The organism is Kitasatospora papulosa (genome assembly GCF_000717245.1).
Classification (GTDB): Bacteria; Actinomycetota; Actinomycetes; order Streptomycetales; family Streptomycetaceae; genus Streptomyces; species Streptomyces papulosus.
This window is the reverse complement of sequence record NZ_JNYQ01000007.1, coordinates 1-23,972: the sequence shown is the minus strand read 5'-3', so window position 1 is coordinate 23,972 and position 23,972 is coordinate 1. Positions and strand designations below refer to the sequence as shown.

The 23,972-nt window shown below is 72.3% G+C and carries 20 protein-coding genes; 1 reads left to right on the top strand and 19 read right to left on the bottom strand.

Annotation, left to right across the window (positions count from 1 at the left end):
- Window positions 1–166 precede the first annotated feature (166 nt).
- On the bottom strand, window positions 167–1,168 hold the full coding sequence (locus tag IA22_RS0120190) for a TIGR03842 family LLM class F420-dependent oxidoreductase (RefSeq protein ID WP_015579438.1): 1,002 nt from the start codon (window positions 1,166–1,168) through the stop codon (window positions 167–169).
- 368 nt (window positions 1,169–1,536) lie between these two features.
- Here IA22_RS0120190 and IA22_RS0120185 point away from each other — a divergent pair, with 368 nt between their 5' ends.
- The gene (locus tag IA22_RS0120185; RefSeq protein WP_014153090.1) at window positions 1,537–2,367 is read left to right on the top strand and encodes an alpha/beta fold hydrolase; all 831 of its coding nucleotides are present in this window, start codon (window positions 1,537–1,539) and stop codon (window positions 2,365–2,367) included.
- A 67-nt stretch (window positions 2,368–2,434) separates the two neighbouring features.
- Here IA22_RS0120185 and hydA read toward each other — a convergent pair whose 3' ends face one another.
- The 18 genes from hydA to IA22_RS0120095 all read right to left on the bottom strand — a co-directional run.
- Window positions 2,435–3,832 carry a dihydropyrimidinase gene (hydA, locus tag IA22_RS0120180; RefSeq protein ID WP_015579437.1) on the bottom strand — a complete coding sequence of 466 codons (1,398 nt, stop codon included), beginning with the start codon at window positions 3,830–3,832 and terminating at the stop codon, window positions 2,435–2,437.
- Between the two features lie 114 nt (window positions 3,833–3,946).
- The gene (locus tag IA22_RS0120175; RefSeq protein ID WP_030124363.1) at window positions 3,947–5,230 is read right to left on the bottom strand and encodes an aspartate aminotransferase family protein; all 1,284 of its coding nucleotides are present in this window, start codon (window positions 5,228–5,230) and stop codon (window positions 3,947–3,949) included.
- Complete coding sequence (locus tag IA22_RS0120170) at window positions 5,227–6,069, bottom strand: nitrilase-related carbon-nitrogen hydrolase (protein WP_014153093.1); 843 nt, start codon at window positions 6,067–6,069, stop codon at window positions 5,227–5,229. Before IA22_RS0120170 ends, IA22_RS0120175 begins: the two co-directional genes overlap by 4 nt.
- A gap of 176 nt (window positions 6,070–6,245) precedes the next feature.
- Window positions 6,246–7,235, bottom strand: a complete 990-nt coding sequence (locus tag IA22_RS0120165) for a serine hydrolase domain-containing protein (protein WP_030124362.1) — start codon at window positions 7,233–7,235, stop codon at window positions 6,246–6,248.
- 4 nt (window positions 7,236–7,239) lie between these two features.
- Window positions 7,240–8,157: a DUF6895 family protein gene (locus tag IA22_RS0120160; protein ID WP_030124361.1), complete on the bottom strand. Its 918-nt coding sequence runs from the start codon at window positions 8,155–8,157 to the stop codon at window positions 7,240–7,242.
- On the bottom strand, window positions 8,154–8,885 hold the full coding sequence (locus tag IA22_RS0120155) for a hypothetical protein (RefSeq protein ID WP_030124360.1): 732 nt from the start codon (window positions 8,883–8,885) through the stop codon (window positions 8,154–8,156). The genes IA22_RS0120160 and IA22_RS0120155 overlap by 4 nt, the downstream gene beginning before the upstream one ends.
- A complete protein-coding gene (locus IA22_RS0120150) occupies window positions 8,882–9,064 on the bottom strand; it encodes a hypothetical protein (protein ID WP_014153097.1) in 183 nt (60 codons plus the stop codon). Before IA22_RS0120150 ends, IA22_RS0120155 begins: the two co-directional genes overlap by 4 nt.
- 180 nt (window positions 9,065–9,244) lie before the next feature.
- Window positions 9,245–10,510: a hypothetical protein gene (locus tag IA22_RS0120145; RefSeq protein WP_030124359.1), complete on the bottom strand. Its 1,266-nt coding sequence runs from the start codon at window positions 10,508–10,510 to the stop codon at window positions 9,245–9,247.
- A gap of 135 nt (window positions 10,511–10,645) precedes the next feature.
- Window positions 10,646–11,026: a PPOX class F420-dependent oxidoreductase gene (locus IA22_RS0120140; RefSeq protein WP_014153099.1), complete on the bottom strand. Its 381-nt coding sequence runs from the start codon at window positions 11,024–11,026 to the stop codon at window positions 10,646–10,648.
- A 19-nt stretch (window positions 11,027–11,045) separates the two neighbouring features.
- Window positions 11,046–11,345, bottom strand: coding sequence for a helix-turn-helix domain-containing protein (locus tag IA22_RS0120135; RefSeq protein WP_014153100.1), 300 nt, complete (start codon window positions 11,343–11,345; stop codon window positions 11,046–11,048).
- 157 nt (window positions 11,346–11,502) lie between these two features.
- Window positions 11,503–12,165, bottom strand: a complete 663-nt coding sequence (locus IA22_RS0120130; RefSeq protein ID WP_014153101.1) for a glycoside hydrolase family 75 protein — start codon at window positions 12,163–12,165, stop codon at window positions 11,503–11,505.
- Between the two features lie 173 nt (window positions 12,166–12,338).
- On the bottom strand, window positions 12,339–14,144 hold the full coding sequence (gene ggt, locus IA22_RS0120125) for a gamma-glutamyltransferase (RefSeq protein WP_030124358.1): 1,806 nt from the start codon (window positions 14,142–14,144) through the stop codon (window positions 12,339–12,341).
- Window positions 14,145–14,234: 90 nt separating this feature from the next.
- Window positions 14,235–15,002, bottom strand: a complete 768-nt coding sequence (locus IA22_RS0120120; RefSeq protein WP_030124357.1) for a thioesterase II family protein — start codon at window positions 15,000–15,002, stop codon at window positions 14,235–14,237.
- Between the two features lie 126 nt (window positions 15,003–15,128).
- Window positions 15,129–15,773 carry a response regulator transcription factor gene (locus tag IA22_RS0120115; RefSeq protein ID WP_015579429.1) on the bottom strand — a complete coding sequence of 215 codons (645 nt, stop codon included), beginning with the start codon at window positions 15,771–15,773 and terminating at the stop codon, window positions 15,129–15,131.
- A complete protein-coding gene (locus IA22_RS0120110) occupies window positions 15,737–17,011 on the bottom strand; it encodes a sensor histidine kinase (protein WP_030124356.1) in 1,275 nt (424 codons plus the stop codon). The genes IA22_RS0120115 and IA22_RS0120110 overlap by 37 nt, the downstream gene beginning before the upstream one ends.
- 86 nt (window positions 17,012–17,097) lie before the next feature.
- Window positions 17,098–19,608, bottom strand: coding sequence for an FtsX-like permease family protein (locus IA22_RS0120105; RefSeq protein WP_030124355.1), 2,511 nt, complete (start codon window positions 19,606–19,608; stop codon window positions 17,098–17,100).
- A complete protein-coding gene (locus tag IA22_RS0120100) occupies window positions 19,608–20,411 on the bottom strand; it encodes an ABC transporter ATP-binding protein (RefSeq protein WP_014153107.1) in 804 nt (267 codons plus the stop codon). Before IA22_RS0120100 ends, IA22_RS0120105 begins: the two co-directional genes overlap by 1 nt.
- A 914-nt stretch (window positions 20,412–21,325) precedes the next feature.
- The coding region (locus IA22_RS0120095; protein WP_030124354.1) for an alpha/beta fold hydrolase at window positions 21,326–23,972 on the bottom strand (2,647 nt) is incomplete at its 5' end.

Sequence of the window (23,972 nt, the reverse complement as noted above, 5' to 3'; positions counted from 1 at the left end):
GTCCCACTGTCTCGTTCATCCGTACGCCCCGCACCTGCGCCGTGCGGGGCGGCGCAATTCCGGGATGCCGCGCGCCGCGGAACTGTGCGATCGCGGCGCACAATCCGTTCGGCACGCGAAGGAGTTCGTCGGAAAGGGCACGGGCACCCGCTCTCGTCCGCGCCTTTCAGGCGGACAGTGCGGGAATGATCGTGGAGCCGTAGGCGTCGATGGTCGCCTCCCTCGCGTCGTGCATGTCGTAGACGGCGAACTGGTCGACGCCCAGGTCGCGCAGCACCTGGAGCTTCTCGATGTGCGCGTCGGCGGGCCCCAGCAGGCAGAAGCGGTCCACGATCTCGTCGGGGACGAAGGCCGTGTCCGGGTTCCCGGTGCGGCCGTGATGGCTGTAGTCGTATCCGGAGCGTCCGGCGATGTACGCCGTGAGCGCCTCGGGCACGAGACCGGAGTGCTCGCCGTAACGGGAGACGAGGTCGGCGACGTGGTTGCCGACCATGCCGCCGAACCAGCGGCACTGCTCGCGCGCGTGGTCCAGGTCGTCGCTCACGTAGGCGGGCGCCGCCACACAGATGGTGACGGAGTCCGGGTCACGCCCGGCCGCGGCCGCCGCGTCGCGCACCGCCTTGACCATCCACTCGGTGAGGTAGGGGTCGGCCAGCTGAAGGATGAAGCCGTCGGCCTTCTCCCCGGCCAGGGCGAGGGCCTTGGGCCCGTACGCGCCCATCCAGACGGGCAGCTTGCCGTCCTTCACCCACGGGATCCGGACCGGCTGTCCGTCGACGACGGCCTCGCGCCCCTCGGCGAGGTCCCTGATCACCTCGATCGCCTCGCCCAGTCTGGCCAGGGTGTTCGGTCTGCGGCCCGCCACCCTCATCGCGGAGTCGCCGCGCCCGATGCCGCAGACGGTGCGGTTCCCGTACATCTCGTTGAGCGTGGCGAACGTGGAGGCCGTGACCTCCCAGGTGCGGGTGCCCGGGTTCGTCACCATGGGCCCGACGATCATCCGGTCGGTGTGCTCCAGGATCCGGCTGTAGATGACGAAAGGCTCCTGCCACAGCACGGTCGAGTCGAAGGTCCAGCCGTAGCGGAAGCCGTTGCGTTCCGCGCGGCGCATGAGTCCGACGACGGCCGAGGCGGGCGGGTCGGTCTGGAGGACGAGTCCGAAATCCATACAGATGCTCCTGGTCCGTTGCTGGCGGGGGACGTGGGTCTGCGGATGCCGGGACCGGCGCGGGCAGCGGCCCTCGGACGCTCCGGGGCACGCCGGACGGCTCGGGCGCGCGTCGGCGCCGTGCCGCGACCGAGCTTTCCACATCGGGCCCCGCCCGACCCCGTACGTCGACCGCCGTGCGGGCGCGTCGCGGGCATCGCCCGGGTGCGGGTGCTCGTGTCCGGCGGACGGACCGCGGGACCTCCACAGAATGAGCTTTTTGGGGGCAAAAGGTATCGTTTATGTCGTTTGAGTGAGGTCACGGCCTCCTGGGCGGTGACGGTTTCCGCCCACTCCACGCACGAGCACTTCGAGCGGAAGGATCGGCCATGGGCACGGTCGCCACGGTTGACGGCACGGAGATCTACTACAAGGACTGGGGGCCGCGCGACGCCCAGCCGATCGTGTTCCACCACGGCTGGCCGCTCAGCGCGGACGACTGGGACAGCCAGATGCTGTACTTCCTCGCCCAGGGCTATCGCGTGATCGCCCACGACCGGCGGGGCCACGGGCGTTCCTCGCAGAGCGCGGCGGGGCACGACATGGACACCTACGCGGCGGACGTGTCGGTGCTGGCCGAGGCGCTCGACCTGCGGCATGCCGTGCACATCGGCCATTCCACCGGCGGCGGCGAGGTGGCCCGTTACGTCGCACGGGCCGAGCCGGGCCGGGTCGCGAAGGCGGTCCTCGTCAGCGCCGTGCCCCCGGTCATGGTGAAGTCCGAGTCGAACCCCGGTGGTCTGCCGATCGAGGTCTTCGACGGGTTCCGCGCCTCCCTGGCGGCCAACCGCGCCCAGTTCTACATCGAGGTGCCCTCGGGGCCGTTCTACGGCTTCAACCGCCCCGGCGCCGAGGTGTCGCAGGGGCTGATCGACAACTGGTGGCGGCAGGGCATGCGGGGCGCGGCCAACGCCCACTACGAGTGCATCAAGGCCTTCTCGGAGACCGACTTCACCGAGGACCTGAAGAGCATCGAGGTGCCGGTCCTGGTCGCCCACGGCACCGACGACCAGATCGTCCCCTACGAGGACGCGGGCCCGCTCTCGGCGAAGCTCCTGCCGAACGGCAGGCTGAAGAGCTACGAGGGCTATCCCCACGGCATGCTCTCGACGCATCCGGACGTCATCAATCCCGACCTCCTGGCCTTCGTGAAGGAGTAGGGGCAGCACCGTCGCCCATCCGCCGCCGGCTCCGGGGGCCGGCGGCGGCACAGCGCCCGCGCCGGGCTCACAGGTACTGGCAGGTGCCCCGCGGCAGATACGTCCCGTGGCCCGCGTGACCCACGTACGCGCGGTCCTCGATGACCGGCACACCCCGTGACAGCACCGTCCTGACCTGGCCCGTCACCCGCCTTCCCTCGTAGGCGGAGTAGTCGACGGCCATGTGGTGGGTCTCCGCGGAGATGGTCTGCTCCGCGCCGGGGTCATAGATGACGACGTCCGCGTCGGCACCCGGTGCGATGGTCCCCTTCTTCGGATAGAGACCGAACATCCGGGCGGGGGACGCGCAGGCGATCTCGACCCAGCGGCGGCGTGAGAGGTGGCCGTCCACGACGGCCTGGTGGAGCAGGTCCATGCGGTGCTCCACGCCCGGCATGCCGTTGGGGATCTTCGAGAAGTCCCCCCTGCCCATCTCCTTCTGGCCCGAGAAACAGAAGGGGCAGTGGTCGGTCGAGACGACCTGCAGCTCGTTGTTCCGCAGACCGCGCCAGAGCACCTCCTGGTGCTCGCGGGGGCGCAGCGGGGTCGAGCAGACGTACTTCGCGCCTTCGAAGCCGGGCTCGGCCAGGTTGTCCGTCGAGAGGAAGAGGTACTGCGGGCAGGTCTCGCCGAAGACCGGGAGCCCCTTGTGGCGGGCGGCGGCGATCTCGTCGACGGCTTCGTCGGCCGATACGTGGACGACGTACAGCGGCGCACCGGCGACCCGTGCGAGCTGAACCGCGCGGTGCGTGGCCTCCGCCTCCAGCGCCACCTTGCGCACGTCGCCGTGGTAGCGCGGATCGGTACGCCCCTCGGCGAGCGCCTGTTCGACCAGGACGTCGATGGCGATGCCGTTCTCGGCGTGCATCATGACCAGGCCGCCGTTGCCGGAGGCCCGTTGCATGGCGCGGAGGATCCGGCCGTCGTCGCTGTAGAACACGCCCGGGTAGGCCATGAAGAGTTTGAACGAGGTGACGCCCTCGGCGACCAGGCGGTCCATCTCCTTGAGCGAGGACTCGTTCACGTCCGAGAGGATCATGTGGAAGCCGTAGTCGACGGCACACCTGCCGTCGGCCTTCGCGTGCCAGGTGTCGAGGCCCTCCCGCAGGGAGCGCCCCATGGTCTGGATGGCGAAGTCGACGATCGTGGTGGTACCGCCCCACGCCGCGGCCCGGGTGCCCGTCTCGAAGGTGTCGGCGGCGTAGGTCCCGCCGAACGGCATCTCCATGTGCGTGTGCGCGTCGACACCGCCCGGCAGGACGTACATCCCGGTGGCGTCGATCCTGCGGTCCGCGCTCCAGCTCGTCGCGGCGTCGGTGCCGTGGGCGGCCAGGGCGGCGATGCGCCCGCCCTCGATGAGGACGTCGGCGTGGATCTCGTCGGACGCGGTGACGACGAGGCCGCCGTGGATGACGGTGCGGCTCATGTGTCCCTCCCTCGCGATGGCACAGCCGGCCTGTGCACGTGGACCGGGTGCGTGGTGGCGTACGGTGCCTCGGGCCCGCCCCGGGGCGGGGGCGCCGCCTCGGGGCAGCTGTTGTCAGGCTGCCGCGTGCAGCGCCTCTCCCAGGATCTCGGCGCCCTCCTCGGCCTCGGCGACGGTCAGCGACAGCGGCGGCGCGATCCGCAGCACACTGGTGTTGTGGCCGCCGCCCTTGCCGATGAGCAGACCCCCGGCGCGGGCCGCCTCGAGGACCGCGGCGGCGGCCTCCGGGTCGGCCTCGTCGGTGCCGGGCTTCACGAGCTCGATGCCGATCATGAGACCCCGGCCGCGTACCTCCCGTACGGCGGGCGAACCCGCGCCGACCGCCCGCAGGCGCTCGATGAGCAGGCCGCCGACCCGCCGGGCGTTGCCCTGGAGGTCGTGCTCCAGCAGGTAGGAGAGGTTGGCGAGGCCCGCCGCCATGGTGACCGGGGATCCGCCGAACGTCGAGATGGAGTTGGCGTCGAGGCAGTTCATGACGTCCGCCCGGGCGACGACTCCGCCGATGGACATGCCGTTGCCGATGCCCTTGGCGAAGGTGAGGATGTCGGGCGGCCCGCTCGCCGCGTGGGCCTGCCAGCCCCAGAAGTGGTCGCCGGTGCGTCCCCACCCCGTCTGCACCTCGTCGGAGATCCACAGGATGCCGTGCCGGTCGAGGACCTCGCGGAACGCCGCGTACAGCCCGTCGGGTGGTGCGGTGAACCCGCCGACCCCCTGCACGGGTTCGGCGATCAGCGCCGCGACACCCCTGGTGTGGCCGAGCAGGTCCTCCAGATCGGCCACACAGGCCCTGATGAACCGTTCGTCGCTCAGCTCGGCGTACGGTCCTCGGGTGCGGACCCCGCCGTGGACGTAGAGCGTCTGCAGGGGCGACAGGCTGGTGGTCGACCAGGACCTGTTGCCCGTGATGGACACCGCCGAGAACGACCTGCCGTGGTAGCTGTTGCGCATCGCCAGGATCTGGTTGGACGCGCGGTGGGCGGTGGCCAGCAGCAGGGCCGCGTCGTTGGCCTCGGTGCCCGAGGTGGTGAAGAAGACCCGGGCGTCGGGGATTCCGGAGAGGGCGGCGATCCGCTCGGCGAGCTCGACCATGGGGCGGTTGAGGTAGAGCGTCGAGGAGTGGATGAGACGGCCTGCCTGCTCCGAGACGGCCTTGGTCACCTCGGGCAGGGCGTGCGCGGTCATCGTGGTGAGGATGCCGCCGAAGAAGTCGAGGTAGCGGTTGCCGTCCGCGTCCCAGACGTGGCGCCCCTCGCCATGGGTGAGTTCGAGGGGGTCGCGGTAGTAGAGCGCCAGCCACTCCGGGCTGACGGCCAGGTGCCGTTCGTACAGTCCCGTCACGGCTGCACCAGCCCGTCGTACGCGTCCGGCCTGCGGTCGCGGTAGAACGCCCACTGCCGGCGGACCTCCTCGATCAGCCCGAAGTCGAGGTCGCGCACGACGAGTTCCTCCTCCTTGTCGCTCGCGACGTCACCGACGAACTGCCCCCGCGGATCGACGAAGTAGCTCGTCCCGTAGAAGTCGTTGTCGCCGTACTCCTCCTGTCCGACGCGGTTGATCGCGGCGACGAAGTACTCGTTGGCGACGGCGGAGGCGGGCTGCTCCAGCTGCCACAGGTAGCTGGAGAGGCCGCGTGAGGTGGCGGACGGGTTGTACACCAACTGAGCCCCGTTGAGTCCGAGTTGACGCCACCCTTCGGGGAAGTGCCGGTCGTAGCAGATGTACACGCCGACCTTGCCCACGGCGGTGTCGAAGACCGGCCAGCCGGCGTTGCCCGGCTTGAAGTAGTACTTCTCCCAGAAGCCCTTGACCTGCGGGATGTGGTGCTTGCGGTACTTGCCGAGGTAGGAGCCGTCGGCGTCGATCACCGCCGCGGTGTTGTAGTAGAAGCCGGACTGCTCGACCTCGAAGACCGGCACGACGACGACCATGCCCGTCTCGCGGGCCAGGTCCCTCATGCGCCGGACCGTCGGCCCGTCCGGGACGGGTTCCGCCCAGCGGTAGTGCTCGGGCTCCTGGACCTGGCAGAAGTAGGGGGCGTTGAACACCTCCTGGAAGCCGATGATCCGCGCGCCCTGCCGGGCGGCCTCGCGAGCGTGTTCCTCGTGTTTGGCGATCATGGATTCGGTGTCGCCGGTCCAGGTCGCCTGGACGAGTGCGGCGCGTACGACGTGGGACATGAGCTGCTCCTTCGACGCGGCGTCAGAGAGCCTCTGTGTTCTCTACGCCCGTAGACACGGTGCGTAGGAGGAGAACGTAAGCCCCGTCACACAACGGGGCAAGACCATCGCCGTGAACCGGCTGAGTCGATCATGTTTCGTACCCGAGCGGTCCATACCTGCCCGGAGGGCGTGGATCACAGTCCGCGCAGGGTGCCGTAGGCGGACTGGACGAACGGCGCGAGCGGCGTGGGAGCCGTGTTCGTGAGGGCCACCAGTGCCGTGCCCGACGCGGGGAGGAAGCCCGCGAAGGCCGTGAACCCGCGGGTCCCTCCGGAGTGGTGGAGCAGCGCGCCGTCCGGGCGGGGACGGAGGTTCCAGATGAGGCAGAGCCGTGATCCGGTCCTCGGCACCCGCAGCCGCGGCCGCTGGACCTCGGCCAGCGCGGTGCGCAGCACGGGGTGCGGGGCGGTGTCCGGGTGGAGCAGCAAGGTCAGGACGCGCAGCAGGTCGCGGGCGCTGGACCGCACCGCCCCGGCCGCGGTCAGTCCGGGCATCAACAGGGCGGGGCGTGGGCGGCCGTGCCAATGTCCGGTCAGCTGGGGGCGGTTGGGGTCGCAGTCCGTGTCGGGCAGACCGAGCGGCCCGGTGACGCGCTCGGCCAGCAGGGCGGCGTAGTCCCCGCCAGTGCCGCCGGCCGCCCTGGCGAGCACGTGACCCAGCAGCCCTCCGCCGAAGTTGGAGTAGTGCACCCTGCTTCCGGGTCGGTGTCTCAGCGGGGTGCGGCGCAGCGCGTCGAGCAGGTCGTCCTCACCGAAGCCGGCGTAGGGATTGCTGAGCCATCCGCTGCGGACCGCCCGGGTGAGGAGCCCCGGGGGCAGGCGCGGCAGGCCGGAGGTGTGGGTGGCCAGGTGCAGGAGGGTGAGGGGCGGCCCGGGCAGCCGGAACGGGAGGTAACGGTCGGCCCGGTCGCCGTAGCGGACCTCTCCCCGGGCGGCGAGTTCCGCCAGCAGCAGGGCGGTGAAGGTCTTGGTCAGCGAGCCCGTCTCGAACCGGGCCGCCTCCCCCGCCCGTCCGCTGCCGAGGACCGCGCGCTCGGTGCCCCGCACCGCCGCGACCGCCGCCGCCGGGCCGCGGGCGGCCTCCAGCAGGGGACGGAGTGCGGCGGCCAGCGGCGTGGAGCTCATTCCCTCACCGCTGCCCCGCCCTGGCGAGGGCGATGGATCCGGCGACGGCCGCGACGACGACGGTGTGCTGGTGGTCGGTGAACCGCTGCTGCGGGTCGTCGTCCACGGGGTCGCTGTCGCGGGGCACGAGTCCGTCCTCGTGCTGGAGCGCGGCGACCGCCTCCCAGTCCTCCGGCCGGACGTACGGGTCCTCGAGCGAGGCGCCGACGACGAGCAGCTCCGTGACCAGGTCCCACTGCCCGACCTCGCGCCAGACGTCGATCCAGACGGGGAGCCAGGTGCGTACGTAGTCGGTGAGTTCGGGCGGCAGCCCGCCGGGATCGGCGCCCCAGTCGGTGAGGTGGAAGACGGTGTGGGTCACGGCGTAGGCCGTGATCCAGTTGACGGCCCAGGGCTCGGGCCGGGCGCCGAGCCAGGTCGCCGCGGCGAGGGCGCCCATGTCCTCCGTGGCCGGCAGCCCCACGATGCGGGCGGCGTTGGCGACGGCGAGCCTGCGGTTGGGCAGGACCTCCACGCTGCCGGCCGACCGCATCCGGGAACGGTGGGCGAGGAGGCGGTCGAGCCCTTCGTGCCGGTAGCCGCAGCGGACGAAGGGGGCGTACATCTCCAGGGGGTCGGTCATCAGGGTGTGGCGGAGCTGGCGTTCGTAGATCATGTCGCCGTGCCTGAACTGCTCCCAGGTGAAGTCCATCAGGCTCTGGGCGGCGGCCAGCCGGCCGGGGCCCGCGACTCCGTCGCGCAGGATCAGGGAGGCGGCGAGGGTGGTCTCCCCCAGAGGCTTGTAGACGCTGTCGGGGTCGGCCATCGTCTCGGTCGTGTCGGGCGGCAGGCCGCCGAGGTTCCGGTTGGCGTGCAGCCACGACAGCGCGCGGTCCGCCATGCTGCGGGCCGCCCGGGTGACCGGCTCGGGGATCGTCGTCATGGGCGTGCGGTCTCCTTGGGGGGCGTGCCGGGCCGCTGTTCGAGGAAGTGCCGGGCGATCGCCAGGTCCAGGGCGGTGCGCGGGCCCGTGCCGCCCACCAGCCAGGCGTGTTCGGCCGCGACATCCGGGTCCAGGGGCAGTTCGGCACCCTCGTGCCGCAGCCAGGCCAGCCACCGGACGAGGCGCAGGGCGGTGGGGAAGTCGCGGCGCAGGATCGAACGGCTGACCCCGCGGCTCAGGGACAGCACCCCGTCGCGGGCCGCCTCGTGGACCGGGCCGTCGAGCCCGAGGGTCGCGAGCGGGGCGAGCTGGGCCATCCGGACGCACCAGCCGCTCCAGTCGTCGCGGGGTGCGAGGGCGGCGTCCTCCGGCGGTGCCGGCGCGACCGTCCGCAGGGTGTCGTCGCCGGAGAGCCGGGCGAGCAGGACCGCGGTGGCGTGGTCGCGGTGGGCGACCGCCGGCTCGTCGGGGGCGCCGGACGCGGGGAACGCGTCGAACGCCTTGGCCACGACGGCCGCGTCCTGCGCCTGGAAGGGGTCGCCCTTGAGGAGGTGGGGGCTGAAGACGTCGGCACCCAGCACCCGGACGGCGGCCAGGGCCGCGAGGGTGTCGGGGGCGTCGTCGACGTACCGCGCCAGCTGCACAGCGCCCCCGGTGCCGCTGAGGGCACCGAGGACACTGACTGCCAGGGCGTCGGCCGCCTCGGCGAATGCGGAGTGGGAACTCACTTGCCCCGGGGCTCCTTCGGCTCCTTGGGAGACAGGAGGAGGAGGGCGAGCAGGAAGCCCGCGGCCTCGGGGGTGTAGAGCGGGGCGTCGCTGACGGCCGCCTCGGGCTCCGCCATCAGCGCGCTCAGCGTGGTGGTCTGCGCGGGTGTCGCGGTGAGAGTGAACTCCTTGGTAAGCATGGTGCCTCCACATCACTGGGGGGACATGTACCACTTGTGTGGTATGCCTCGAACGACGATAGGGGGTTTGTTCCGATTTATCTCCCCAACCCCGTCCGCACTGGTGACGTGCACCCACCACAGCCCGTCCGGTGCGGCAGAACTCGTTCCGGCTCCGCCCCTGGCGCCTGGCGGTTCGGCCTACGGCGCCGCGACGCCCGCCACCCGTAGCGCGTGCACCAGGTCCCACTCCCGCGCCGCCGACACCTCGCGTGCGGCTGCGAGCAGCCGGGGCACCAGGTGGCGGGGGCCGCCCTCGGCGATACGCGCCGCCTCCTGCGGGGTACGTGCGCGGACGAAGGCCTCCAGCAGCGCCCGCGCCTCCGCTTCCAGGCCCGCCCGGTCGAGGGCGACGACGGCGTCGGCGACCTCGGCGGCGGGCCGCGCCACCCCCTGCCGCAGCAGTTGGCCGCAGTCGTCGGCGAGGCCCGCGGCGGCCAGCGCGCCCGCCGCCGCGGCGAGTTCGGCGGGGGTGAGCGAGGACATCTCCCACAGCAGGGTCGCCCGGTCGGCCTCCAGGCCCGCCCCGCGCAGAGCGGCGGCGAGGACCGGCAGGCGCCCGGCGGGCCACGCGGCCGCTTCGCAGAGCACCACGTGCGCCTCGCCGCTCCGGCCCTCCGCGCGCAGCTGTACGAGCTGCGCGACGACGTCCTCGGCGGCCCGGTGGGCGGCGGGGTCGTCGGGCTCCGGTGCGCTCGGGGCCGGGGCCACGCGCTCCTCGGCCGGAGCGCCACGGAACCGGGCACCGCGCGGGGCCGCGGCGGGTGCCGGGGCGGCGGGCAGGCCGGGTCCGGGCGACGGCTCCGGGTCCGCCTCCGCCTCGTCCCCGGTGTCGAGCCCCGCGAAGCGCGCCCCGCGGGGCTTCCCGCGCCGGGGCGCGGACACGGTCGGCACATCCGCGCCGTCCTGCCCGCGGAACCAGGGGTCCGGCACGGGCACGGTCCGCTCCACCGCGGCGAGCCGGTCACGGAGTTCCACGCAGCGCGCCGTGGCACGGGCGTGGTCGTCCCGTGCCCAGGCCAGGGCGTCCGACTCCCCGTCCGCGTCGCCCAACCGCCGTACGGCGTCCGACTGTTCGCGAAGCATCATGTCGAGCCGGTCGGCGAGGGCCTGCCGGCCTCCCGGGCGCCCGTCGTGCGCGGCGGCCGAGGCGGCGAACAGGGCGGCGGCCCGTACGGACTCCTCCGCGGCCTGCCCGGCGCCCCGCACCGCGGCGAGGTCCTGGAGCAGCGACTCGACCACGTCCCAGGGCGGCACCTCGGAGCCCTCGAAGCAGGCGCGCATCCCCGCGGGATCCCGCGCGCAGAAGACGCCGTACCATCCCCGGCCGGGATCGAGCAGGGCAGCCAGGTCTCGCAGGTACCGTGCGAACGCCCTTACTTCCACCGCGTGCTGATGCACTGTCACCGTCGCCCTCGTCGGTCGCCCGGGACTGGAGCACTCCAGTCCGCGGGCATTCGACCGCAGGCGTGTTACGGGCGGACTACGCGCGCTTTTCCGGCGCGGGACGCCCGGAGCGCGGCCCTGCCCGGCGCGCCCCCGTCAGAAGGTGACGGCGATCCCCGTGTGGGGCCGCTTGCCGAGCCGTGCGAGCGTGGCGGGCACGTCCACGAGCCAGAACTTCCAGGTGTACTTGCGGGTGAGCACCTTGCGCACCCCCGCCACCGCGTCGCCCTCGACGAGACGAGCCGTCCCCTCGGCGCTCGGCGCACCGTCGGCGATCCGGCCGCGGGCGTCGCAGACCGTGACGCGCACCCGGCTGTCGTTGCGCAGCCGCTTGACCTTCCACGAGTCGGAGCGGGTCCAGACGTAGAGGACGTCGCCGTCCGCCGCCGCCCAGACGGGCGTGGCCACCGGCGTGCCGTCCTTCCGGTACGTGGTGAGGCTGACGTACTCGCTGCGGGCGAAGTCCTGGAGAGTCACGGCTGCGACCCTACTCGGCTCACGCGGTGAGCGGCAGCCGCCCCGGTTCGGGCAGCGGCTCCGGGACCCGCGCGGGCGCCGGGACGGTCAGCGCGAGCAGCTCGTCCATGGAGACGCCGAGGACTCCCGCGAGCGCCGCCACCGTGAAGAACGCGGGCGTGGGGGCCCTTCCGGTCTCGATCTTGCGGAGCGTCTCGGCCGAGATGCCGGCGCTCGCGGCGACGGCGACCATGCTGCGCTCACCGCGGGCCTCACGCAGCAGTTCGCCGAGCCGCTCGCCGCGGCGGCGCTCTTCGGGAGTCAGGGGGTTCCGAACCATGCCGTCATTCTAATACCGGTTGGACCGGTATAGTAATTGGCTAGTGGTCCCGCGGCGGGCCGCTCCGTGCGTGTGACGGCAGCCGGCCTCCCCCGCCGCACACGCGGTGACCGTCACGGCGACGGCCACCGTGCCGTGCCGGACCCTCGCCGGGCCCTCAGGCTCCGTCGGCGAACTTCCGGGCGAGCGCCTCACCGGCGGCGACGGCCGCGGCAGGACTCTCGATCGGGGATGCCTGGGAGTTCCTGAAGAGGATGTAGGTGACCCCGGACGCCGTACCGCCGGTCCTGGGGTCCGGATCGATGCCGAGCGACCGGGCCAGGGCGTACGAGCCCTCGCCGATGATCGCGGCGGGACCGGTGTCCCCCACGACGGCGTAGCGGACCTTGCCGTCGTGGATGACGGCGGCCACGCCGCCCCCCTTGATCCCCGACGCGGAGTAGTTCCAGAGCGGGCCGGGACCGGGGACGACGACGTAGGGCACCTCGGAGGAGTCCAGGTACCTGCCGTCCGACCCCTGGAAGGCCGTCTGCGGCTGGAACGAGGGGTCCGTCCCGGTGTTGCAGACGGTGCTGACCTGGCCGTCGCAGTCGATGTCCATGTCGGCCTCCCAGAAGACGACCTCGTCGGTCCCGCAGACCGGGATCGTGGCGGCCGCACTCCGGTCGGTCCGGTACTTCCCCTTGGAGACCGGGGTGCAGTTCTTCACCTTGGCCAGCAGTTCGGCGGCCCCGACCGGTTCTTCGCCGTCCGCGGCCGCCGTGGCCGGGAGTGCCGACGCCAGGAGTGCGGCGCCGGAGAGCGCGGCGAGGACGAGCATGCGTGTACGCACCGTCGTAGTTGCCCTTTCACTGGACACGAAGAACCCTGACGGGCTCTTCCTTGCCGACACGGCCCGGCGGGTGGGCGACCGGCCGCGTCAAGGCCTCGGGGCCGGAAGGGCGCGACGAACCACGCCCTTCCGGCCCCGAGGCCCCTGCTGAAGCCGATCGGTCAGGGACGGCCGCTCGGCGATACCACCATGGCCGACCCTCCCCCACGCCGCACCTTTTCGGCTGCCGCGAGCCAGCGCCCTCCGGGGAGGCGCTGGATGCCCGTGGCGGCCCCGATCTCCGGGTTCGCCTTGAACACGTGCCCGAGGGCCTCCAACTCCCCGCGCACCGGGCTGTCCCACAGCCCCGGCTCGATCTCGGTCGTGGCCGAGTTGCGCTGGCTGGCGCGCGGGGCGGCGATCGCGTCGACGAGCGGCAGTCCCCTGTCCAGGTGACCGGTCAGGGACTGCAGGACCGTGGTGATGATCGTGGCGCCGCCCGGCGATCCCAGGGCCAGGACGGGCTTTCCGTGTTCCAGCACGATGGTCGGTGAGATCGAGGAGCGCGGGCGCTTGGCCGGACCGGGCAGGTTCGGGTCGTGGACCGCGGGATTCGCCGGCGCGAACGAGAAGTCGGTCAGCTCGTTGTTGAGCAGGAACCCCCGTCCCGGCACCGTGATGCCGCTGCCTCCCGTCGACTCGATCGTCAGGGTGTACGCGACCACGTTGCCCCACTTGTCGGCGGTCGTCAGATGCGTCGTGTTCTCCCCCTCGAACGTCGTCGGGGCGGCCTCGCCCGTGGACGCGCACCGGGCGGGGTCGCGCGGATCGCCCGGAGGGAGCGGGCTGGTGAGCACCGCGTCGTCCTTGATGAGGCACTCGCGCGAGTCCGCGAACCGCTGGCTGAGAAGCTCCCGCGTCGGCACGTCCTCGAACGCGGGGTCGCCGACCCACCGGCCACGGTCGGCGAACGCGATCCGGCTGGCCTCGATGAGGCGGTGCAGGTATTGCGTACGGCTGACCTTCGAAAGGTCCGTCGACTCCAGGATGTTGAGGGCCTCACCCACGCTCGTGCCCCCGGACGAGGACGGCGCGATGCCGTACACGTCGAGGCCGCGGTAGGCGGTCCTCGTCGGGGCCTGGCGCAGGGCGCGGTACGCCTTCAGGTCCCCGGTGGTCAGGTCCCCCGGCCGCACCACCCGCGTCGCCGCCGGGTCCACGGGAGGCTTCCGCACGGTCGACACGATGTCACGGGCCAGGTCGCCCCGGTACAGCTCCTCGACGCCCTCACGGCCGATCGTGCGGTAGGTACGGGCGAGGTCGGGGTTCCTGAACACCGATCCGGTCACCGGCAGCCGGCCGCCGGGCAGGAAGAGTTCGGCGGACGCGGGGAAGTCGGCGAACCGCGCCTGGTTCGCCGCGGTCTGCGAGCGGAAGGTGTCGTCCACGACGAATCCGTCGCGGGCCAGCCGCTCCGCCGGTTCGAGCAGCCGCCCGAGCGGCTTGCTGCCCCACGCGTCGAGCGCCTTCTCCCAGGTGGCGGGTGTGCCGGGGGTGCCGACCCCGAGCCCGCTGGTGACGGCGTCGTTGAAGGGGATCGGCTTCCCGTCCTCCAGGAAGAGCGAGGGGTCCGCGCTGCGCGGCGCGGTCTCACGGCCGTCGATGGTCCCCACGCTGCCGGTCCTGGCGTCGTAGTGGACGAAGTACCCGCCGCCGCCGATGCCCGCCGAGTAGGGCTCGGTGACACCCAGCGCGGCGGCGGTGGCGACGGCCGCGTCGACGGCGTTGCCCCCCTTGCGGAGAACCTCGATGCCGGCCGCCGACGCGTCCGCGTCGACACTCGACACCGCTCCTCCGTATCCCACCGCCACAGGGGACTTGGGAGGCGGGACCGGTGGCGCAGAGGCCGCGGGGGCGGCGGCACCGAGCGAGCCGATGACGGCGATCACGACTGACAACGACACATTCCGGCCGACGGAACGACGCATCCGTACCTCCTGTGAAGGATCGTCCGCGCAGGGTAACGCCGCACCACCCGTACCGTCAGGACCGCCTCGGCCATCTGTACGGACGGTCCGTCAGGCCGTGCCCGCGGGTACGGCCGCCCGGTCGGCGATCAGCCGGAGGATCTCCTGCTGGTGTGCGGCCAGGTAGAAGTGGCCGCCCTTGAAGACGCGGAACTCAAAGGCCCGTTCCGTGTGCCTCGACCAGGCCCGCGCCTCCTCGACGCTCACCTTGGGGTCGTCGTCCCCCACGAGGCTCCACACGGGGCAGTGCAGCGCGGGCCCCGGCTCGTAGACGTAGGTCTCGGCGGCGCGGTAGTCGGCGCGGATCGCCGGCAGGGCCATGCGGATCAGTTCCGGATCGTCGAGGATGGCCGAGTCCGTACCGCTGAGCAGCTTCATCTCCTCGACGATGCCGTCGTCGTCCCGCAGGTGGACGACCTCCGTACGGGGTGCGGACGGCGCCCGGCGCGCGGAGGCGAACAGGGCGTGCGGCACGACGCCGTGGTCGCGCTCGAGACGGCGCGCGACCTCGAAGCCGAGGGTCGCGCCCATGCTGTGGCCGAACAGGACCAGCGGGCGGTCCGTCCACTCCAGGAGCACGGCGGTCACCTGGTCGGCGAGTTCGGCGATCGTGGGGACGCAGGGCTCGGCCCGCCGGTCCTGGCGCCCCGGGTACTGCACGGCGAGTACGTCGACGTGGGCGGGCAGGCCGGCCGACACCGGCTGGTAGAAACTCGCCGAGCCGCCCGCGTGCGGCAGACACACCACCCTGACCGCCGCGTCCGGACGGGGGTGGTAGCGGCGTATCCACAGGCGGTTGTACTCGGCCGGCGTGGTCATGGGGTGCGGGTTCCCTTCGTGGCGGCGGCGCGGAAGGGCCGCACCGGGCGTGCCCGAGAAGTCTCACCGCCCGTACGCGGGAACCACACCCCTATCACCCCCAGGTCAGGGACCGGCGGGCGGAGCTCACGCGTTCAGGTAGGCCAGCACCGCCAGGACGCGCCGGTTGTTGTCGCTCGACGGCGGAAGCATCAGCTTGGCGAAGATGTTCGAGATGTGCTTGGCCGCCGCGCCCTCGGTGACGGTCAGCCGTTGGGCGATGGCGGTGTTGGAGCATCCCTCCGCCATGAGTTCCAGCACGGTGCGCTCCCGCGCGGTGAGCGCGGCCAGCGGCTCGTCGCGGGAGTGGGACGTCATCAGCTGGGCCACGACGGTGGGGTCCATGGCCATGCCGCCGGCGGCGACCCGGCGGACCGCGTCGATGAACTGCCGGTCGTCGAGGACGCTGTCCTTGAGCAGGTAGCCGATACCGCCGGTGCCGTCGGCCAGCAGTTCCCGGGCGTACATCTGCTCGACGTGCTGGGACAGGACGAGGATCGGCAGGCCGGGTCGTTCGCGGCGGGCGAGCAGGGCGGCCTGCAGGCCCTCGGTGGTGAACGTCGGGGGTAAGCGGACGTCCACCACGGCCACGTCGGGACGGTGCTCGGCGATCGCCCGTCCCAGGTCCGCACCGTTGTCGACGGCGGCGACCACCTCGCAGTCGTAGGCCTCGAGCAGTTGGATGATCCCCTGCCTCAGGAGGAAGAGGTCTTCGGCGAGGACAACGCGCACGGCAACTCCATTTTCATGACGGTCGGTCCGCCCCGGGGACTGTCGATCTCCAGGACGCCGTCAAAGGATGCCAGCCGCCGCCGGATCCCCTCCAGGCCGCTCCCGGCCGACATCGCGGCGCCGCCCCGGCCGTCGTCGGTGACCTGCCCGTGCAGGACGCCGTCCGCGTAGTGGAGAGACACCTCGACCTGTCCGGCGTCGGCGTGCTTGAGGGCGTTGGTGAGCAGTTCCGACACCGAGAAGTAGATGGCCGACTCCACCGGGTCGGGCAGTTTTCCGGGCAGGTCCGCGACGACGGTGACGGGCAGCGGACTGGCGATGCCCAAGGCCCGTACGGCGTCGGCGAGTCCGCGTTCGGCGAGCACCGGGGGGTGGATGCCCCGGACCAGACCGCGCAGCTCGCGCAGAGCCTGCACGGAGGAGCTGCGGGCGTCGTTCAGCAGTCGGCGTGCCTCCTCGGTGTTCCGGTCCAGCTGCCGGTCGACGGCGCCGAGGGTGAGGCCGAGGCTGACCAGCCTGGCCTGGGCGCCGTCGTGCAGATCGCGTTCGATGCGGCGCACTTCGGCGGCCTGGATGTCCAGAGCGCCGGAGCGTGTCTCCGCGAGGTGCCGGACCCGGGAGGCCAGACGGGCGCCCTGGGTCGGGCCCAGCAGGAACAGGACGAAGTAGGCGTGGCCCTTCAGGATCCAGGAGCTGAGGTGGAGCCAGCCGGCGAACACGGCGAGGGCCGCCAGGGCCGCGGCGAGGGCGGCGGGCCAGCTGTCGACGGTGATGAACGCGTACCAGCGGCCCGTACCGTCGGCGGCGACGGGCCGCCACAGGCCCGCGGCCAGCACCAGTCCCTCCCCCGCGTAGTAGAGGAGCGCGGCGGGGGCGCTGCCGAGCAGCAGGCCGACGACGCTGTTCAGGAGCAGCCACAGCAGGTCCCGCCAGCTCGCCGGGTCCGCCAGGATCCACTTGCAGCGGCGCACCCAGCCGACGATGTCCCGTTCGATCTCCTCCGGTTCGGGCCGGTAGGGCCGTTCCACCGGGACCCCGGAGCGGGCGGCGGCGCGCCGGTTCAGGTCGCAGACCCAGCGCACCGCGGTGGTCAGGTGGGGCAGCGCCAGGAAGCCGATCCCGATGAGGCACAGGACGGTGAAGTACGTGGTGGTGACGAAGAGGACGACGGAGGCCAGGGCTCCGGCGGCGATCAGTGCGCCGACCAGGGTGTCCCGGACGGCACGGCTCAGTCGCATGCGCCCATCCTCCCATTCGCGGGGACGGACGGGAAAAGGACCGTCCCCGGACGGGGGTGCCGGGGACGGTCCGGTCCGGAGACGGCTCACGCGGCCTTCACCGAGTCGACGGCGGGCGTGCGCATGCCGCGCCACGAGGGCAGGAGCGTGGCGCCGAAGACCAGCACCAGGGACCCTCCGACGATGGCGAGGTAGATCCCGATGGATCCGGAGGGCAGGTAGGAGTCGGACTTCACCATGCTGTACGGGACGATGGTGGTCGCCGCGGCGATCGTGCCGAGGACGGTGGCGATGACGCCGATGAGGACGCCCTCGACGGTCAGCATGCCGAGCACCTGACGGCGCGTCGCCCCGGTCAGCTGCTGGAGGCCGAACTCGGCACGGCGCTTGCGGGTCACCGCCACGAGGGTGTTGACGACGGTGATGGCCGCGTATCCGACGATCATGGCGACGATCGTATAGTTCGCGGCGACCAGGATCTGCTGGATCTGGTTGTTCCGGCCGGCCAGCGAGTCCCCGTCGTCCAGTTCGGTGCCGGGCACGCTCGCGGCCAGGCCGGCCAGCGCCTCACGGAGCTCGGCGGGGCCGTCCTCCCCGGAGCGGACCAGGATCTGGTGCGGAAGTCCGTCACTGGTGTGCGGTGCCAGGGTCGCCGCGGGCAGGGTCACGTACTGCTGCTTGGGGTTGTCGGCGTAGAGGGCGACCACGGTGGGGCGTACGGCGGTGCCGTCGCCGAGGCGCAGCGGAAGCCGGTCCCCGACCCCCACGCCGTACTCCTCGGCCTTCTTGTCGGAGAGGGCGACCGTGTCGCCGCGGAGGCCGGACAGGGATCCGGCGACGGGCCGCAGGTCGAGGCTCTGCCGCACGCCCTCGGCCGACACGCCGCGCAGTTCGGTGTCGGCCCGTCCGTCGGGGGCATCGACGAATCCGCGGCTGGTGACGAACTCCGAGGCGGCGGCCACGCCCGGGGTCGCCCGGACCTTGTCGACGACGGCGGGCGCGAATCCGCCCGTGGTGGAGTCGAGTACGTAGTCGGCCAGGACGTTCTGGTCGTAGGAGCTCTGGGAGACGTGGTCCTCGGTGGCCTGCATGTAGAGGGTGCCGGTGGCGATGCCGATGAGCAGGACGATGGGCGCGACGGCGCCCGCCATCCGGACGTTCGCCGTGGTGGCGTTGCGCAGGGCGAGCATCCCGGGGATGCCGGAGAAGGCGCGCACCGGCAGGCGGAGCAGGGCGACCATGGCCTTGGTGATACCGGGGGCGAGCAGCGCCAGGCCGATGCAGAACAGTACGGAGGCGGGTCCGGCGGTGCTGGCGAGGGTGGGGCCGTCCTCCATCACCGTGGCGGTGGCGACGGCGAGGCCGATGCCGTTGGCGAGGAAGAACAGCGCGATCAGCAGCCTCGGCACGCTGAACCAGCGGGTGCCGGCGGCGGATTCGGCCAGGGCGGCGACGGGTTCGGTGCGGGCGGCTCGACGGCCCGCGAAGCGGGTGGCCCCGGCCGCGGCGAGAACCGTGACGACGGCACCGACGGCCATCGGCATCCAGCCGGCGTGGTAGACGATCGCCGACGACACGACGCCGCTGGAGGTGAGCACGCCGAAGAGGAGCCGGCCGAGCAGATACCCCGGGTAGAGCGCGAGCAGTACCGAGGCGACCGAGAGCACCGCGGTCTCGATGAGGATCATCCGGCGCAGTTGCTGCGGGGTGGAGCCCACGGCACGCAGCAGGGCCATCTCCCGGGTGCGCTGCTGGAGCGACAGCCCGAGGGTGGAGGCGACGCCGAACATCACGATCAGCACCACGGACGAGCCGAAGATGGCCGCCAGGATCACGACGGTGCGCTGGCTGGAGAGGGTGCCGGGCAGTTCCGCGAGGCCGCGCCGTTCGCCGGTGAGCACCTCGGCCCGGTCGCCGACGACGGACCGCACCGTGGCGGCGACCGCCGCCGTGTCGGCGCCGTTCTCCGGCAGCACGCCGATCGAGTCGATCCGGCCGCCGGCGAGGGTGCGGGCCTGCTCGTCGCTGAAGAACAGTGCGGCGTCCGGGTTGCTGTCGCCCCGCTGGCCGGCGACACCGCTGACCGTGAACCGCCGGGTCTCGCCGTTGACGGCGATCTCGACGACGGAGCCCGGTGCGGCACCGGCGCGCTCGGCGAGCCCGGAGTCGAGTACGACCTCGCCGCCGGCGACGGGGGAGGCGCCGGCGGCGAGGGTATAGGGGGTGAGACGGGCGCCGGCCCAGCCGTGACCGTACGAGGTGTCCTCGCCGGTCAGCGCCTTGCCGTCCTTGAGGACGGTGGCGGGGAAGGACACGTCGCCGACGGCGTCGCGGACGCCGTCCGCACGGGCCACCTCACCGACCAGCTGTGGGTCGATACGGTGCCGCTCGGTCAGGGCGGCGCCGTCGTAGGTCTGTTCGCCGGTGACCACGACCGGGGCGCCGTCCAGGCGCAGCGGGTCGGCGGCCATCCGTACGCCGGTCTCCATCAGGCCGCCGCAGCCGATGACGATCGCGGCGCCGAGGAACATGGCGAGGAAGGTCGCGACGAAGCTGGTCCGCCGGAACTTCAGGGTGCGCAGGGCGAGCCGCCACATCAGTACAGCCCTCCGGACGTCATCGGTGCGGCCTGCTGGCGGTTCTCGTCCTCCCAGGCGCCGAGTCGTGTCATCCGCGCCGCGACCGCGTCGGCCGTCGGCCGGTGCAGCTCACCGGCGAGGGCGCCGTCCGCGAGGAAGACGACCCGGTCGGCGTACGAGGCGGCCACCGGGTCGTGGGTGACCATGACCAGGGTCTGGCGGGCGTTGTCGACGGACTCGCGCAGCAGGGAGAGCACCGCCGACGCGGTTCGGGTGTCCAGCGCTCCGGTGGGCTCGTCGGCGAAGACGACGGCGGGCTGGGTGACCAGGGCGCGCGCGATGGCGACGCGCTGCTGCTGGCCTCCGGACAGCTCGGACGGGAGGTGGCCGAGGCGGTCGGCGAGGCCCACGCGCTGGACGACGGAGCGGATGAGGTTCTTGTCGGGACGCTTTCCGGCGAGTTGCAGCGGCAGGGTGATGTTCTGCATCACCGTCAGGGCGGGCAGCAGGTTGAACGACTGGAAGATGAAGCCGATCCGGTCGCGGCGGAGCATGGTCAGCTGGGTGTCGTCCAGGCCGGCGAGGTCGGTGCCACCGACGGTCACGCTTCCGGACGTGGGCCTGACCAGTCCCGCGGCGCAGTGCAGGAAGGTGCTCTTGCCGGAACCGGACGGTCCCATCACCGCGGTGAAGGTGGCGTCGGCGAAGCTCATGGAGAGTTCCCGGAGCGCGGCCACCTGGCTGTCCGCCCGTCCATAGATCTTCGACACGGTGTCCAGTCGTACCGCCTCCGTCCGACGGAGGTCGTGTGATGTGTGCATCGTGCTCCCCAATGAAATGACGCGCTTCCCACGCGGTGTCTGTGGATCAGATTAGGAGCGGCTGGGCCGTCGCACATTGGCCTTATACCGCCGATTCGAGGTAGAGGTTTCTCTACCTCCATAGGCATGTATGTGGAGTCGTGCATCAGTTCCACACCTCGGAGCTATTCGCGAGTTCACGCCGAGACGTCGTGAAGACGGGCGCCGGGTCTCGCGATTCCGGGTGACCCTGGTGGCGCCTCCGGAGGCTTTACGCGAAGGCGCCGGGCCTTCGAACCGGTGCGCGACGCCTCTCGGTCGGGCCGGGACCGGGGCACCATTTCCCCGAAAGAAATACCGATTTCTTGTCAAGGGGGCAGAAATACCCGTAGGACAGTGCACCTCCCACCCTTCTGTCCGAATCGTTTACCCCACCGTAAAAGTGCGGTCACTGCCAGTGCCACACTGTGAATCAACGGGTAACGTCGCAGTATCCGAAGAACCGTCAAGAGATGGGATTCCCTGTGTCCAGGACAGCCGGCCTCTCCACGGCCGAGAGGCAAGAGGGCACCGCGCACGCGAGGCCGGTGCGGCATGGGGCGTGACCATGGGCTCATCGCCAGCGTGCGGCCCGACGGGCACCTGGATCTGTTCGTGCCGCTCACCGGGAAACGCCACAGCTGCGGTCCTCGTGGTACGGCGATGTGGCTCGCGCTGCAGCGCTGTGACTGGCAGACGGAACTCGCCGCGGAAGATGTCGCTGTGCGACTGGGTGTACATCCGGACAGTATTCGATGTGATATCCAGGCATGGATGTCGCATTTCCGTGAGGCGAGTCGGTGACGAAACGGGGAGCGGCGGTCTCGCGACCGCCGCGTCCCGTTGCGGGTCCGGCGGCCGGTGCGTGACGCACGGCCGCCGGTGCCCTTCCGGCCTCAGGCCGGCGCGATGTCGGACAGCCACTTCTCCACCGCTCCCGCGGTGGATTCGGCCTTGTCCTCCATGACCGTGAAATGCGTGCCGGGCACCTCGGCGAGTTCGTGCGCGCCCTCCCAGACCGCCTGCCAGCCGTCGATTCCGGGCGCGAAGGGGTCCTCGGGCCGGACGAACAGCACCGGAGCGGTCAGCGGGCCCGGAAGGCAGTGCGCGATCAGTTCGCTGTAGCGGCTCATCGCCGCGAGGCGGGCGGTGCCGAAACCGCCCACGGACGACTCGCGGTCCAGCATGCCGTTGAACATCTCGCGCCGGAGCTGTTCGGTGCCGTCGTCGGCCAGCAGGTAGGTGTCCAGCAGGACCACACCGGATGCCGGGCGGCCTGCCTTCTCCATCGCCTCGGCGGCCGCGTGGGCGAACTGCCCGCCGGAGGAGTAGCCGAGGAGCACGTAGGGGCGTCCGTCGGCACAGGCACGCCGGATGCCTTCGACCACCACCTCCACGACCGCCTCGGCGGAGCGCGGCAGCGGCTCCCCGGGGGCGAAACCGGGGACGTCCGGGACGAGTACGTCGCGGCGGCCGTGGAAGTGCCGGGCGAAGCGGGCGTACTGGTGCGCGCCGCCCAGCGCCATCGGTGAGGGCAGGCAGAGCAGACGGGGCCCCTCGTCCCCCGTCGCCAGGCGCACGGGGTCGCGTACTTCGCCGAACTCGGCCGCCGAGGAGAAGGCCGGCAGGATGTCCGCGGCGCTGTGCAGCAGCGTCAGGGCCCGTTCCCAGTTGCCGTCGCCCGCCGCGCGCCGCACCAGCCCGCTGACCGACTCGATGTCGTCGTCGGCCGGTCCGGGGCCACCCCCGGCGAGGTGTCCGCGCAGGTGCGCGGCGAGCGCGGCGGGAGTGCGGTGGTCGAAGACGACCCCGGCCGCGACGGTGACGCCGAGCGCGTCGGCGAGGGCTGCGCGCAGTTCCGCGGCGGAGACCGAGTCCATACCGATCTCCAGGAAGGCGTCGTCGGGTTCGACGGCCTCCGGTCCCGCGTGTCCGAGGATCGCGGCCGTCTGTGCCCGCACCAGACCGGCGAGCAGAGCCTCCTGCTCGGCCTCCGGCGCCGTCGCCAGCCGCTCCCGCAACCCGTGTGCCTGCGGGACCGCGGCGGGGGCGACGGAGACGGCCGGGCCGGCGGCCGGCTGCGCGGCGGGCCGGTCCATGGTCAGGGGGACGTCGGCGTCCAGCCAGTACCGTTCGTGCCGGAAGGCGTACGTGGGCAGTTCGGCGCGGGCCGTCCCGGGGAAGACCGCCGCCCAGTCCAGGGGCGCGCCGTCGACGTGCAGCCGGGCGAGCCCGGACAGCAGGGCCGCGGTTTCGGCGCCGTGACGCCGGCCGAGGGCCACGAAGGCGGCGGCGTCCTCGCCGACGCACTCCCGGACGAGTCCGGTCAGGACGGCGTCGGGACCGACCTCGACGTAGCGGGTGACGCCCGACCCGGCGAGGGCGGCGACGGCGTCGGAGAAGCGGACGGTGCCGCGCACGTGCCGTACCCAGTACCGCGGGTCGCGCAGCTGCTGCCCGGTGGCCGGGAGTCCGGTGAGCGCCGAGACCACGTCGACGCGGGGTTCGTGGAAGGTGAGCTGCTCGACGACCGCGTGGAATGCGTCGAGCATGGCGTCCATCAGAGGCGAGTGGAAGGCGTGCGAGACGCTGAGCCGCTTGGTCTTCGCGAACCCCGCGGCGGCGGAGAGGACCGCCTCCCGCTCGCCGGACAGGACGACTGCCGACGGCCCGTTGACGGCGGCCAGGCCCACCCGTTCGTCCAGCAGAGGACGGACCTCGTCCTCAGCGGCGCGCACGGCGACCATCGCGCCGCCCTCGGGCAGGGCCTGCATGAGCCGTCCGCGTGCGGCGACCAGGGTGCAGGCATCGGCGAGGTCCAGCACTCCGGCGACGTGCGCGGCGGCGATCTCGCCGACGGAGTGCCCCGACAGCACGTCCGGCCGCACTCCCCAGGACTCCAGCAGCCGGAACAGGGCCACCTCGTAGGCGAACAAGGCCGTCTGTGCGTACTGCGTGCGGTGGACCGCCTCGGTGTCCTCGCCGCTCAGCACGCCCACCAGGTCCAGGCCTAGGTGGGCGTCGATCGCGTCGAACGTCTCGGCGAACACCGGGTAGTGTGCGCGCAGTTCGAGCCCCATGCCGGGGCGCTGGGCGCCCTGGCCGGTGAACAGGAACGCCGTGCGTCCGCCGGTGCGGGCCCGGCCGGTGACGGCGGTGGCCGACGGGCTTCCGGTGGCGAGGGCGTCCAGACCGGCCCGGATCTGCTCACGGTCCCCGCCGACGACGACGGCCCGGTGGGCGAAGGCGGCACGCCGGGTGCCCAGGCCCCGCGCGACGGCGGACAGCGGCAGTCCGGGACGGACGTCGAGGAAGTCGCGCAGCCGCTCCGCCTGTGCGGGGAGGGCGTGAGCGGAGCGGGCGGAAAGGGGGAGCATGACGGCCGGTGCGTGTGGTTCGGGCTCCGGGCGCGGGGAGGTGTCGTCGTCGGGTGCCTCCTCGAGAATCACGTGCGCGTTGGTCCCGCTGATCCCGAACGACGACACCCCCGCACGACGCACCCGCTCACCCCGCACCCACTCCCGCTCCACATCCAGCAACCGG

Bases quoted from the DNA above. Each gene is read 5' to 3' on its own strand.
- IA22_RS0120190 (WP_015579438.1), bottom strand. From the start codon at position 1,168: ATGGATTTCGGACTCGTCCTCCAGACCGACCCGCCCGCCTCGGCCGTC.
- IA22_RS0120185 (WP_014153090.1), top strand. From the start codon at position 1,537: ATGGGCACGGTCGCCACGGTTGACGGCACGGAGATCTACTACAAGGAC.
- hydA (WP_015579437.1), bottom strand. From the start codon at position 3,832: ATGAGCCGCACCGTCATCCACGGCGGCCTCGTCGTCACCGCGTCCGAC.
- IA22_RS0120170 (WP_014153093.1), bottom strand. From the start codon at position 6,069: ATGTCCCACGTCGTACGCGCCGCACTCGTCCAGGCGACCTGGACCGGC.
- IA22_RS0120165 (WP_030124362.1), bottom strand. From the start codon at position 7,235: ATGAGCTCCACGCCGCTGGCCGCCGCACTCCGTCCCCTGCTGGAGGCC.
- IA22_RS0120160 (WP_030124361.1), bottom strand. From the start codon at position 8,157: ATGACGACGATCCCCGAGCCGGTCACCCGGGCGGCCCGCAGCATGGCG.
- IA22_RS0120150 (WP_014153097.1), bottom strand. From the start codon at position 9,064: ATGCTTACCAAGGAGTTCACTCTCACCGCGACACCCGCGCAGACCACC.
- IA22_RS0120135 (WP_014153100.1), bottom strand. From the start codon at position 11,345: ATGGTTCGGAACCCCCTGACTCCCGAAGAGCGCCGCCGCGGCGAGCGG.
- IA22_RS0120130 (WP_014153101.1), bottom strand. From the start codon at position 12,165: ATGCTCGTCCTCGCCGCGCTCTCCGGCGCCGCACTCCTGGCGTCGGCA.
- ggt (WP_030124358.1), bottom strand. From the start codon at position 14,144: ATGCGTCGTTCCGTCGGCCGGAATGTGTCGTTGTCAGTCGTGATCGCC.
- IA22_RS0120120 (WP_030124357.1), bottom strand. From the start codon at position 15,002: ATGACCACGCCGGCCGAGTACAACCGCCTGTGGATACGCCGCTACCAC.
- IA22_RS0120110 (WP_030124356.1), bottom strand. From the start codon at position 17,011: ATGCGACTGAGCCGTGCCGTCCGGGACACCCTGGTCGGCGCACTGATC.
- IA22_RS0120105 (WP_030124355.1), bottom strand. From the start codon at position 19,608: ATGTGGCGGCTCGCCCTGCGCACCCTGAAGTTCCGGCGGACCAGCTTC.
- IA22_RS0120100 (WP_014153107.1), bottom strand. From the start codon at position 20,411: ATGCACACATCACACGACCTCCGTCGGACGGAGGCGGTACGACTGGAC.